This window comes from Azospirillum sp. Sh1, from assembly GCF_008365135.1.
GTDB lineage: Bacteria > Pseudomonadota > Alphaproteobacteria > Azospirillales > Azospirillaceae > Azospirillum > Azospirillum oryzae.
The window spans coordinates 1-11,624 of the sequence record NZ_VTTK01000071.1 but is presented as its reverse complement, the minus strand read 5'-3'; the positions used below and the strand labels follow the sequence as shown (position 1 = coordinate 11,624).

Sequence of the window (11,624 nt, the reverse complement as noted above, 5' to 3'; positions counted from 1 at the left end):
GGGGGGGGGGGGGGGCGGGGCCGGCGCGCCGAAACCCACGCATCCCCCATCGGGAAAAATCCTCCCCCCCCCCGGGGGGGGGGGGGGGGGGGGGGGGGGGTTGCACAGCGTGGCTATTCCGAGAATCCACGCCGTGCGTCCCCCTCACCCTAACCCTCTCCCCGGGGGGGAGAGGGGATCTCTTCATGCCTGGCAAAATTCCCCTCACCGCGGCGGCTCCGGGATCAGGCGGTCGAGTTCGACCGTCGAGACGTAGGGGGAGAAGCCGTTGGCGCGCTGCAGATCGTAGATGGCCCGGATGCCCGCGGCGTCGGCCGGATCCCAGTAATCCAGGGTATGGACGGCGAGGCGCGGATTCAGCGCCCCGGCGGCCTTCAAGGCCTCGACCTGGAACCGGTAATCCTCGGCGCTCTGGCGGTGCGGGCGCTTGGCGGCGAAGTCCCAGCCCGCATAGACGCTCTCGCCCAGCACATGACTCAGCAGCGGGGCGGTCTGCGGCAGGATCTCGTAGGCGCGGTTCTGCATCAGGCCGATGTCGGGCCAATTGCGCCGGATGGCGCGCACCAGCGCCGCCGCCGCGTCGGTCATGCCGCGCCAGCGCTTCGCGTCGGTGCGCTCCAGATGCGGCGGGTTGTCGAGCGTGTCGAGGAAGACGCCGTGGAAGCCCTCGCGCAGGATGGCGGGCACCAGTTCCTCCACCACCAGCTTGACCCAGCGGCTGTCGCGCACGTCGACATAAAAGCTGCCGGACCAGTTGGGGTTCTCCTGGTCCAGGATTCCCCAGGCCTTCACCCGCCCGAACCAGGGGCGGTGCGTCTCGACCTCCCCCACGCTGAGATAGCCGAGCAGGGTCTTGCCGCGGTCGGCCAGCGGCGGAAGCGGCGGGTGGGTGCGGCTGTCCAGCACCAGAAGCCGGTAGGGCCGGAAGGCGGACAGCGGGGCCGCGTCGGCATAATAGACCGCCCAGGGATCGGATGCAGCGGAAGCGCGGCCGGCATCGGCGGCCCGCAGGCTCCTGTTGGGCAGCGCCAGCAGCGCCACACCCGACATCAGCCCTCCGGCGACAGCCCGCCGCCCGATCGAACCACCGGTCACGCCACCCCTATCCTTTTGCTCAAGTCTCTCTTGCTCAGCCAAGCCACGCCAGAGTCTGGCGCAGCCCATCCTCCAGCGGCGTGTCGCAGCTCATCCCGAAGGCGGCGACCAGACGCGACGGATCGCCGATGGACACCCGGATGTCGCCCGGCCGCGCCGGACCATGGCGCCGGTCGAGCGGCCGGCCCGACAGCTCCGCCAGCACCTCCGCCAGCCGGTTGACCGAGGTCGGACGGCCGGTGCAGACGTTGTAGACGGGCGCGCCGGACTGCGGACGGTCCATCGCCGCGGTCAGGTATCGCACCAAGTCCTTTACAAAGATGAAATCCCGCACCTGCTCGCCGTCGCCGTTGATGGTGATCGGCTCCCCACGGGCGATCTTGCCGGCGAAGATGGAGATGACGCCGGAATAGGGCGATTTCGGGTCCTGGCGCGGGCCATAGACGTTGAAGAAACGGAAGCCGGCGGTCGGCACGCCATGCACCCCGTCCGCCACCCGCGCATGCAGTTCGCAGCCCAGCTTGTCGGCGCCATAGGCGGACAGCGGGCGGGTCGCCGCATCCTCGGTCAGCGGCATGTTCGGGTTGTCGCCGTACACAGCGGCGGAGGACGCGTAGACCACCGGGACCGGCCCGGCCGGATTGGCGCGGCGGGCGGCGTCGAAGACGGCGATGGTGCCGGACAGATTGGCGTGGTGGGTCTCCAGCCACGCCTCGCGCGAGCGGTCGACCGAGGCGACGGCGGCCAGGTGGAAGCAGCCGTCCACGCCGGCTATCGCCGACCGAACCGCCTTGGCATCGGCCACGTCGCCGACGGTGACCGGCACGCCGTCCGGCAGGTTCTCGCGCTTGCCGGTCGACAGATCGTCGAGCACGCGAACCTCGTGCCCGGCCGCCAGCAGCCGCTCGATCAGGTGCGAGCCGATGAAGCCGCAACCTCCGGTAACAAGATAACGCGCCATCGCTGCGGCCCCTCCGCTTTTGCGTGTGTTTTGGGTGATACGCGAAGTCAGAGCCGCCGGATCAGATTTCGCGGCTCACGTGCCGAGGAAACCGGCGACCGCGGCCTGGAATTCCTTGGGCTTGATCGGCTTGGACACATGGCCGTCGAAGCCGGCCTCGGCCAGCCGGCGCTTGTCGGCGGGCGTGGCGAGGTTGGTGACGGCAATGACCGTCGCGGCGGCGAGATCGGCGTCGGCGCGAATCTGCCGGATCAGGTCCAACCCGGACAGACCGGGCATGACGATGTCCATCACCACCAGATCGGGCGCCATGTCACGCATCAGGTCCAGCACGGAGGAGGCGTCCGACGCCTCGACGACGGTGAAGCCGCCTTCCTCCAGGCAGCGGACGAAGAGCTTGCGCATCAGCACATTGTCCTCGACCACCAGGATCGTCCGCGTCTTTTCGACCGTGTCCACCATCTCGCCATCCGACCTTTGTGGCGTGAGCGGCATGGCCGGCGGCGGGCATGGCGCGACGCGCGACCCTACGCTGCACATCCCTACCGGTATTCACGCATTTTTGGCTGTGTAACGCTTTCGATCAGCCGGGTCAAGCAGGCCGAGGACGCGGCACGACAGCCGGACTTCGGGACCATCGCCAAGAACCAATATGCGAGATTTCTTTACAGGATCTTTATGCCGGGCGGCGGAAATCCGCATCGACCCTTTACGCGGCCCTGCGCAATTGAAGGGGCACGCGCAACAAGGGAGGGCAACCGCGTGCTCGACATTATATTTCTGGCCGTCGCGCTGGCTTTTTTCGGGCTGAGCGCCGCCGCCGTCCGCGCCTTCGACCGGCTGTGAGCGGGAAAGGCAAAAGGACCATGACCGTCGATCTCATCCTGGGCGGGCTGGTGGCCGTAGGGCTGCTCGGCTACCTCGGCTACGCCCTGATCCGTCCCGAGCGGTTCTGAGGAGACCTTTCCGATGAACACTGCGGACATCCTTCAAATCATCGTCTTCTGCGCGCTGCTGATCGCGCTCACCCCGGTCGCCGGGGGCTATATGGCCCGCGTCTTCAGCGGCGAGCGGGTCCTGCTCGACCGCGTTCTCGGCCCGGTCGAGCGGGGCATCTACCGGCTGTGCGGCATCCGCCCCGACCAGGAGCAGCACTGGACGGCCTACGCGCTGGCCATGCTGGCCTTCAACCTGCTGGGATTCCTGCTGCTGTACGCGCTGCTGCGCGCGCAAGGCTGGCTGCCGCTGAACCCGGCGGGCATGGCACCGGTGCCGCCGGACCTCGCCTTCAACACCGCCGTCAGCTTCATGACCAACACCAACTGGCAGGCCTATGGCGGCGAAAGCACGCTGAGCTACCTGAGCCAGATGGCCGGGCTGACGGTGCAGAATTTCGTGTCGGCGGCGACGGGCATCGCCGTGCTGGTGGCGCTGATCCGCGGATTCGCGCGGCGTTCGGCCCGCACGGTCGGCAACTTCTATGTCGATATGACGCGGGCGACGCTCTATGTGCTGCTGCCCATCAGCATCGTCACGGCGCTGGTCCTGGTCAGCCAGGGCGTGCCGCAGAATTTGGACAGCTATACCGTCGCCCACACGGTGGAGGGGGCCCGGCAGGTGATCGCGCAAGGGCCGGTCGCCTCGCAGGAGGCGATCAAGCAGCTGGGGTCCAACGGCGGCGGCTTCTTCTCCGTGAACTCCGCCCATCCGTATGAGAACCCGACGCCGCTGGCCAACTTCGTGGAGATGATTTTCCTGCTGCTGCTCGCCGCCGGGCTGACCGACACCTTCGGCCGGATGGTCGGCGACCGGCGCCAGGGCTGGGCGATCTTCGCCGCCATGGGCATCCTGTTCCTCGCCGGGCTGGGCGTCGCCTATTGGGCGGAGCTGCAGGGCAATCCGGCCGCCATCGCCGCAGGGCTCGATCCCGCCGCGGGGAACATGGAGGGCAAGGAGGTCCGCTTCGGCATCGTCAATTCGGTGCTGTGGGCGGTGGCGACCACCGCCGCCTCCAACGGGTCGGTCAACGCCATGCATGACAGCTTCATGCCGTTGGGCGGCATGATTCCGATGGTCAACATGATGCTGGGCGAGGTGGTGTTCGGCGGGGTCGGCGCCGGCTTGTACGGCATGCTGATCTTCGTCCTGCTCGCCGTCTTCATCGCCGGGCTGATGGTCGGCCGCACGCCGGAATATCTCGGCAAGAAGATCGAGGCGAAGGAGATCAAGCTGGCGATGATCGCCACCCTGACGCTGCCGCTCGGCGTGCTGGGATTTTCGGCGCTGACGCTGGTGCTGCCGGCCGGGCTGGCCGGCATCCAGGACCCCGGCCCGCATGGGCTGAGCGAGGTGCTGTACGCCTACAGCTCCGGCACCGGCAACAACGGGTCGGCCTTCGCCGGCTTCGGCGCCAACAGCCTGTACCACAACACCACCATCGCGCTCGCCATGCTGCTCGGCCGCTTCCTGGTGATCCTGCCGGTGCTGGCGATTGCCGGCGGGCTGGCGGCCAAGCGGGCGGTCCCGCCGTCGGCCGGCACCTTCCCGACCAATGGCGGGCTGTTCATCGGGCTGCTGGTCGGCATCGTGCTGATCGTCGGCGGCCTGACCTTCTTCCCGGCGCTGGCGCTGGGGCCGGTGGTGGAGCATCTGATGCTCGGCACCGGGACCTTCTTCTGAGGATGCCACCGATGATGCACCGCACTTCGGAGATTTCCCTGTTCGACGCCCGGATCGCCGCCCAGGCCGCCGGCGTCGCCGTCCGCAAGCTGGACCCGCGCGAGCTGGTCAGGAACCCCGTCATCTTCGTCACCGCCGTGGTGGCCGCGCTGTCCACCGTTCTGGTCCTGCGCGATCTCGCCGGGTTCGGCAATGCCGGCGCCAATGGGAGCGCCGGCATCGGCGTCGCCGGGCAGATCGCCGCCTGGCTGTGGTTCACCGTGCTGTTCGCCAACTTCGCCGAGGCGGTCGCCGAGGGGCGCGGCAAGGCCCAGGCCGCCAGCCTCCGCAAGACCAAGACCGAAACCGCCGCCCGGAAGGTCGCCAGCGTCGACGCCACCACCCACCAGTCGGTGCCGGCTGCCAGCCTCCGCGCCGGCGACCTCGTGCTGGTCGAGGCGGGCGACGTGATCCCCGGCGACGGCGATGTGGTGTCCGGCATCGCCACGGTGGACGAAAGCGCCATCACCGGCGAATCCGCCCCCGTGATCCGCGAATCCGGCGGCGACCGCTCGGCCGTCACCGGCGGCACGCGGGTGGTGTCGGACCGTATCGTCGTCCGCATCACCGCCAATCCGGGCGAAAGCTTCCTCGACCGGATGATCGCGCTGGTCGAGGGCGCCAAGCGGCAGAAGACGCCGAACGAAATCGCGCTGAACATCCTGCTGGCGGGAATGTCGATCATCTTCCTGCTGGTGGTGATGACCCTGCCGGCATTCGCCGATTATTCGGGCGCCGCCATCCCGGTGGCCTTCCTGATCGCGCTGCTGGTGACGCTGATCCCGACCACCATCGGCGGCCTGTTGTCCGCCATCGGAATCGCCGGCATGGACCGGCTGGTCCGCTTCAGCGTCATCGCCAAGTCCGGCCGCGCGGTGGAGGCGGCGGGCGACGTGGACGTGCTGCTGCTCGACAAGACCGGCACCATCACGCTGGGCAACCGGCAGGCGTCGGAGTTCATCCCGGTCGGCGGCATCGCCGAACGCGAGCTTGCCGAGGCGGCCTTCCTGTCGTCGCTGGCCGACGATACGCCGGAGGGCAAGTCGATCGTGGCGCTGGCCCGTCAGCGCTTCGGCTTCGATCCGGCGGCGCTGGACCGCGGCGGGCTGACCTTCATTCCTTTCACCGCCCAGACGCGGATGAGCGGGGTGGACGTCGCCGCGACGGACACGCGGATCCGCAAGGGGGCGCCGGACACCATCGCGGCGATGATCGCCAAGGGGATCGCAATGGGGATCGCCAAGGGGATCGGCAGCGCAGGGCGCGACCTGACGCTGGCCGTGGAGCGGGTGGCCAAGGCGGGCGGCACGCCGCTGGTGGTGGCGCGCGACGGCCGGGCGCTTGGCGTCGTCTATCTGAAGGACATCGTCAAGCCCGGCATCCGCGAGCGCTTCCTGACCCTGCGCAGCATGGGCATCAAGACGGTGATGGTCACCGGCGACAACCCGCTGACCGCCGCCGCCATCGCCGCCGAGGCCGGGGTGGACGACTTCCTGGCCGAGGCGACGCCGGAGAAGAAGCTGGAACTGATCCGCTCCTATCAGGCGGACGGGCGGCTGGTCGCCATGTGCGGCGACGGCTCCAACGACGCGCCGGCCCTGGCCCAGGCCGATGTCGGCGTCGCCATGAACACCGGCACCCAGGCGGCGCGCGAAGCCGGCAACATGGTGGATCTGGAAAGCGACCCGACCAAGCTGATCGAGATCGTCATGATCGGCAAGCAGCTGCTGATGAGCCGCGGCGCCTTGACCACCTTCTCCATCGCCAACGACGTGGCGAAGTATTTCGCCATCATCCCGGCACTGTTCATCGCCGCCTATCCGCAGCTGCAGGCGCTGAACGTCATGGGGCTGGCCAGCCCGCAGAGCGCCATCCTGTCGGCGATCATCTTCAACGCGCTGATCATCGTCGCGCTGATTCCGCTGGCGCTGAAGGGCGTCACCTACCGCCCGGCGGATGCGGCCAGCCTGCTGCGGCGCAACCTGCTGATCTACGGCCTCGGCGGTCTGGCGGTGCCCTTCGTCGGCATCAAGCTGATCGACATGGCCATCACCACGCTCGGCCTCGTGTGAGGAGCCTCATCGCATGACCAGGGAACTTCGCCCCGCCTTCGTCCTCATCGTCGTCATGACGGTGCTGACCGGCCTTCTCTACCCGCTGGCGGTCACCGGCGCCGCGCAACTGCTGTTTCCGGCAAAGGCCAACGGCAGCCTGATCGAGCGCGGCGGCACCATCGTCGGCTCCTCGCTGATCGGCCAGTCCTTCGCCGGGGACGCCTATTTCCACCCGCGCCCGTCGGCGGCCGGCCAAGGCTATGACGCGGCGAACAGCGGCGCCGGCAATCTGGGCGCGATCAACAAGGCGCTGATCGAGGCGCAGGCCAAGGCCATCGCGGATCTGCGGACGGCCAATCCCGACGCGCCGGGGCCGGTCCCGGCCGACCTCGCCACCGCGTCGGGCAGCGGCCTGGACCCGCACATATCGCCGGCGGGCGCAGCCTTCCAGGTGGAGCGCGTCGCCAAGGCCCGCGGCCTGCCGCCCGAGCGCGTCCGCGCCCTGGTGGCGGAGTACACCGAGGGCCGGCAGCTCGGCCTGTTCGGCGAACCGCGGGTCAATGTGCTGCTGCTGAATCTGGCGCTCGACGAGAGGCTGCCGGGGGACCGGTTGAGCAGCCGTTGAGCCGCAGCGAATAGACCACGCACACGCGGAAAAGCCGCCCTCCCTTGCGGGAGAGCGGCTTTACCGCATCGGATCTCATCCTGAACTTCGCTCGGCCGTCATTCCCGCGAAGGCGGGAATCCAGCCCCGTTCAAGGGCTTAGACGCAAAGTCTCCTGGTTCCCCGCCTTCGCGGGGATGACGGCCGACGATAACCCATCACAACTCACGAACCGCTCAGTGCTTCATCTCGCCCAACTGCTTGCGGCTGTCGCCGCTCTTGTCCTTGATGATGCTGTCGTCGGGCTTGCCTTCGACTTCCAGGATGCCGATCAGGCCCTTGGTGGCACGGCTCAGCGCATGGTCGACCAGGGCGTATTTGCCGGGATATTCGACCTTGAACTCCACCATGGTGGCGCCGCCGGGGGCGACGGTGACGGTCTGGATGCCCTTCGACGGCTCGCTTTCCAGGCCGCCCAGGTTATAGACCTTGTCGAAGATCTCGCCGATGACGTGGAAGGAAGAGGTCAGGTTCGGGCCGCCGACGCCGAAGAACAGGCGGACCGTCTCGCCGACCTTCGCCTTCAGCGGCTTATCCTTGGTCAGCGCACCGACGGTGCCGTTGAACACGAGGTAGCTGGGACGCTCGTTGACGAGGCCGTCATAGTCGTCCTCGGCATTCGCCAGGTTCTTGGCCTTGGTGGCGTAGATTTCCTGCTGCATCACGTAGAATTCGTGATCGACCGGCGGCAGGCCGGCTTCCGGCTCCACCACGATCAGGCCGTACATGCCCTTGGAAATGTGGTGGGCGACCATCGGCGTGGCGCAGTGATAGACGAAGACGCCGGGGGTCAGCGCCTTGAAGCTGAAGGACTTGGTCTGGCCCGGCTCCACCTGGGTGATCTGGCCGCCGCCGAGGAAACCGGTCGCGGCATGGAAGTCGACGGAATGGTTCATCGTCGATTCCGGCGCGTTGGAGATCGAGACATCCACCGTATCGCCGACCCGCACCCGCACCATCGGACCCGGAACCGTGTTGTTGAAGGTCCAATAGGTGTAGGTGGTGCCGTCATCAAGGGTCGATTCGACCTCGGACGTCGTCAACTGCACCTTGTGGGTCTTCGGCGCCCGCTTGCCGGCCTTTTCCGGCGCCGGGACGGCGGCCGGGTCCTGGACGACGCTGAGCGTGGGCTGCTTGACCTTCGGGTCGGCATAGAGCGTTTCAGCCGCCGAAGCGGCGCCGATACCGGACAGGATCATCAGTGCGGCGGCGCTGACGGTGACGAGGGAGAGCTTGGTCTTCATGGCGTCGTCTCGGCTGGATGTTTCTTGTGAGGGAATATTCCTCCCGCCACCACTGCCGATGCTTGACCGCCGTCAAGTGGAAGACCTGAACGCTATTTTGTCGCAGCCCCTCTTTATTTCCATACAAAGTGTGATGATTTTGCGATTTCAGGATTTCGGTCGAAATGCCACGCAGATTTGCGGATCGGTTTCGATCCGGCCGGCGCCGATCAGGTCGAGGCAATAGGGGATCGCGGGAAACACCGCCATCAGGCAATCATGGATGGCCGATGGCTTGCCCGGCAGGTTGACGATCAGGCTGCGGCCCCGGATGCCTGCGGTCTGGCGCGACAGGATGGCGGTCGGCACCACCCGCAGACTGACCGATCGCATCAATTCGCCGAAGCCGGGCATCATCTTGTCGCAGACCCGCTCCGTCGCCTCCGGCGTCACGTCGCGCGGGGCCGGGCCGGTGCCGCCGGTGGTCACCACCAGATCGCAGCCGGCGACGTCGCACAGCTCGGTCAGGGTCGCGGCGATCAGGTCCAGTTCGTCCGGGATGACCCGCGCCTCCGCCACCCAGGGGGAGGCGACGATGCGCGTCAACTCCTCAGCGATCGCCGGGCCGCCCTTGTCCTCGTAGACGCCGCGGCTGGCACGGTCGGAGATGGTGACGATTCCGATTTTTACGGGTCCGATCTTCACGGGTCCGATCTGCACCGGTTCGCTCATGGTCGATGGTCCTTTTTCGGTCAGGCGGCGCAGGCGACCTGCCGGTAGAGCGCCGGCAACGCCTTGGTCAGGTGGGAAACCTGCGGGAATATGGCATAGGCGCCGCGCCCGAACAGATAGGGGATGTAGTCGCGCGCCTGGGCGTCGACGGTGATGGCGAAGACCGCCAGCCCGTCGCGCCGTGCCTCGCGGATCGCCTGCCGGGTGTCCTCGATGCCATAGCGGCCTTCGTAATGGTCCACGTCGTTGGGCTTGCCGTCGGTCAGCAGGACCAGAAGCCGGTGGCGGTTCGGCCGGTCGGCAAGCTGGGCGGTGACGTGGCGGATCGCCGCACCCATGCGGGTGTAGTAGCCGGGCTTCAGCGCACCGATGCGGCGGGTGACGGTGGCGCCCAGCGGCTCCTCGAAGCCCTTCAGCGTCTGCACCCGCACCCAGTCGCGCCGGCGCGAGGTGAAGGAATAGAGCGCATGGGCATCGCCGCAGGCGGTCAGGCCGTGGGTCAACGCCAGCAGCGCCTCCTTCTCCACATCCAGAACGCGGCGGCCCTCGATCCAGCCGTCGGTGGAGAGAGAGCCGTCGACCAGCACCGCCACCGCCAGATCGCGGGCGGCGCTGCGCACCTGCTGGTGCACGCGGTCGCTGCCGCAGCCGCCGGCCTGAAGATCGGCCCGGCTGCGCACCAGGGCGGCCAGATCCAGCTCGTCGCCATCGGCCTGCCCGGTGAACATCATGCGACGCGGGCGCAGCGCCTCGAACTGGCGGCGGACCTGCCGGATGCGGCGCTGGGCCGCGGCATCGGGCTGCCAGGACTCGCCGTCGGCCGGTGCGGTTTCGGCGATCACCCGGCAATGGTTGGGAAGATGGGCCTGCCGACCGTGGTCCCATTCCGGGTAGCTCAGGGCCGCCACCAGCGGCGTGTCGTCCACCACCGGCGCGCCGAGGTCGAGGTCGAGCTTCAGCGTGGTCGACGCCTTGCGCTGATGCGCGCCGACCGCGATCTCGTCGAGGTCGTCGGCGGCCTTGCGGGCATTCTCCGCGTCGTCGTCATCGACCGCGCGCGGGATGTTCAGCGCCTCGGCGAGGCTCAGCATCTTTTCGAAGCGGTTGAGGATCAGCGGGTCGTTGCGTTGGATCTGGTCGGTCTGCCGGCGGGTCGCGGCGCGGCGGCGCTGGTCGCCCTCGGCCGCCTGCCCGCCCTCGCCGGGGCTGTCCACCGCGGCGGCGGCGTCACGCTCGGCACCCGGTACGACGAGGCCCCACAGCGGCACCGGCAGCATGCGGGCATAGCCATAGGGAGCCGTGAAGTCAGACAGCGGGATGGTGGGCGCGAGCATGCGAGCGCCTTCGCTGGTGACGGCACCGGCGCCGAGCAGCGCCAGGACGGCGCGCTCGACATCCGCCTCCACCGGCGGCAGGCGGCGGGGCGGCCGGATGACGGCGACGGCGCGGGCCAGTTCCTCATGCATGCCGGACAGGCCGGGCCAGCGCGTCAGCACCCGCACCGTGGTGGCCGCCGCGCCGCGCAGTGCCTGCAGGTCGGCCTGCAGCGGGTCGGCGGGAGCCGGCTCGGCTTCGGCATGGGCGAAGAAGGCGGCGAGCCATTCATAGAGCCGCTCGTTCAGCGCCGGGTCGGGAAACAGGTCGATGGCCGTCGGAAGCTGGAGCACATTGCCGTCGAGCGCCGCCCGCTCCACCCGCTCCTCCCCCAGCCCGATGCGGCCGAGCAGCGACAGCCGGTGCCCCGACACCGCGGCGGTCCCGGCGGCAAGCCGAACCCCGCGGTCGCCGCCCAGCGCCCGGAAGAACACCGCCAGCCGCGGACGCATCGTCTCCAGCGTCACGGCGGCGTCCGGATGATGCGGATAGCTCGACCGTCCGCCGATCAGGCGGTGCCACAGACGGCCGACGGTCTCTTCCGGTTCGAAGAACTCCAGCATCGCACACGCGCTCCCAAATACTGGCCCAAAACCACAGCCCCTGTCGGCCGTCATTCCCGCGACGGCGGGAATCCATGCTTTGCCGTCGGACGAGCGCTGGGGAGACGCCTGGATCCCCGCCTTCGCGCTATGGCATTCACACAATTTCAAGTATTGCTAAGCGTCTGGAACAAAAGGAACTTTGCGTCATCCCCGCGAAGGCGGGGATCCAGGAAACTCCGCAGATCAGCGGCGGATGTG

The 11,624-nt window shown here is 68.3% G+C and carries 10 protein-coding genes; 4 read left to right on the top strand and 6 right to left on the bottom strand.

The window, feature by feature from the left end:
- Nucleotides 1–204 precede the first annotated feature (204 nt).
- From FZ029_RS32305 to FZ029_RS32295, 3 genes are all read right to left on the bottom strand, one after another.
- Nucleotides 205–1,095 carry an endo alpha-1,4 polygalactosaminidase gene (locus tag FZ029_RS32305; protein ID WP_247892606.1) on the bottom strand — a complete coding sequence of 297 codons (891 nt, stop codon included), beginning with the start codon at nucleotides 1,093–1,095 and terminating at the stop codon, nucleotides 205–207.
- A gap of 34 nt (nucleotides 1,096–1,129) precedes the next feature.
- Entirely contained in the window at nucleotides 1,130–2,056 is a 927-nt protein-coding gene (locus tag FZ029_RS32300) for an NAD-dependent epimerase/dehydratase family protein (protein WP_149274237.1), read from the bottom strand.
- Nucleotides 2,057–2,131: 75 nt separating this feature from the next.
- Nucleotides 2,132–2,518, bottom strand: coding sequence for a response regulator (locus FZ029_RS32295; protein ID WP_149201575.1), 387 nt, complete (start codon nucleotides 2,516–2,518; stop codon nucleotides 2,132–2,134).
- A 404-nt stretch (nucleotides 2,519–2,922) separates the two neighbouring features.
- Here FZ029_RS32295 and kdpF point away from each other — a divergent pair, with 404 nt between their 5' ends.
- From kdpF to kdpC, 4 genes are read left to right on the top strand one after another with little or no spacing between them, the layout of a single operon-like run.
- Nucleotides 2,923–3,012: a K(+)-transporting ATPase subunit F gene (kdpF, locus tag FZ029_RS32290; RefSeq protein WP_063828251.1), complete on the top strand. Its 90-nt coding sequence runs from the start codon at nucleotides 2,923–2,925 to the stop codon at nucleotides 3,010–3,012.
- A gap of 13 nt (nucleotides 3,013–3,025) precedes the next feature.
- Nucleotides 3,026–4,735 carry a potassium-transporting ATPase subunit KdpA gene (kdpA, locus tag FZ029_RS32285; RefSeq protein WP_149274235.1) on the top strand — a complete coding sequence of 570 codons (1,710 nt, stop codon included), beginning with the start codon at nucleotides 3,026–3,028 and terminating at the stop codon, nucleotides 4,733–4,735.
- Nucleotides 4,736–4,749: 14 nt separating this feature from the next.
- Entirely contained in the window at nucleotides 4,750–6,846 is a 2,097-nt protein-coding gene (gene kdpB, locus FZ029_RS32280) for a potassium-transporting ATPase subunit KdpB (RefSeq protein ID WP_188052148.1), read from the top strand.
- 13 nt (nucleotides 6,847–6,859) lie between these two features.
- Complete coding sequence (kdpC, locus tag FZ029_RS32275; protein ID WP_149274231.1) at nucleotides 6,860–7,453, top strand: potassium-transporting ATPase subunit KdpC; 594 nt, start codon at nucleotides 6,860–6,862, stop codon at nucleotides 7,451–7,453.
- Between the two features lie 215 nt (nucleotides 7,454–7,668).
- Here the strand turns inward: kdpC and nirK are convergent, their stop codons facing one another.
- The 3 genes from nirK to FZ029_RS32260 form a co-directional block, all read right to left on the bottom strand.
- Nucleotides 7,669–8,736: a copper-containing nitrite reductase gene (gene nirK / locus FZ029_RS32270; protein ID WP_149201571.1), complete on the bottom strand. Its 1,068-nt coding sequence runs from the start codon at nucleotides 8,734–8,736 to the stop codon at nucleotides 7,669–7,671.
- Between the two features lie 147 nt (nucleotides 8,737–8,883).
- On the bottom strand, nucleotides 8,884–9,447 hold the full coding sequence (gene mog / locus FZ029_RS32265) for a molybdopterin adenylyltransferase (RefSeq protein ID WP_149274229.1): 564 nt from the start codon (nucleotides 9,445–9,447) through the stop codon (nucleotides 8,884–8,886).
- Nucleotides 9,448–9,467: 20 nt separating this feature from the next.
- Nucleotides 9,468–11,384, bottom strand: a complete 1,917-nt coding sequence (locus FZ029_RS32260) for a VWA domain-containing protein (RefSeq protein ID WP_149274227.1) — start codon at nucleotides 11,382–11,384, stop codon at nucleotides 9,468–9,470.
- Nucleotides 11,385–11,624: the final 240 nt, after the last annotated feature.

Bases quoted from the DNA above. Each gene is read 5' to 3' on its own strand.
- FZ029_RS32300 (WP_149274237.1), bottom strand. From the start codon at position 2,056: ATGGCGCGTTATCTTGTTACCGGAGGTTGCGGCTTCATCGGCTCGCAC.
- FZ029_RS32295 (WP_149201575.1), bottom strand. From the start codon at position 2,518: ATGGTGGACACGGTCGAAAAGACGCGGACGATCCTGGTGGTCGAGGAC.
- kdpF (WP_063828251.1), top strand. From the start codon at position 2,923: ATGACCGTCGATCTCATCCTGGGCGGGCTGGTGGCCGTAGGGCTGCTC.
- kdpA (WP_149274235.1), top strand. From the start codon at position 3,026: ATGAACACTGCGGACATCCTTCAAATCATCGTCTTCTGCGCGCTGCTG.
- kdpB (WP_188052148.1), top strand. From the start codon at position 4,750: ATGCACCGCACTTCGGAGATTTCCCTGTTCGACGCCCGGATCGCCGCC.
- kdpC (WP_149274231.1), top strand. From the start codon at position 6,860: ATGACCAGGGAACTTCGCCCCGCCTTCGTCCTCATCGTCGTCATGACG.
- nirK (WP_149201571.1), bottom strand. From the start codon at position 8,736: ATGAAGACCAAGCTCTCCCTCGTCACCGTCAGCGCCGCCGCACTGATG.
- mog (WP_149274229.1), bottom strand. From the start codon at position 9,447: ATGAGCGAACCGGTGCAGATCGGACCCGTGAAGATCGGACCCGTAAAA.
- FZ029_RS32260 (WP_149274227.1), bottom strand. From the start codon at position 11,384: ATGCTGGAGTTCTTCGAACCGGAAGAGACCGTCGGCCGTCTGTGGCAC.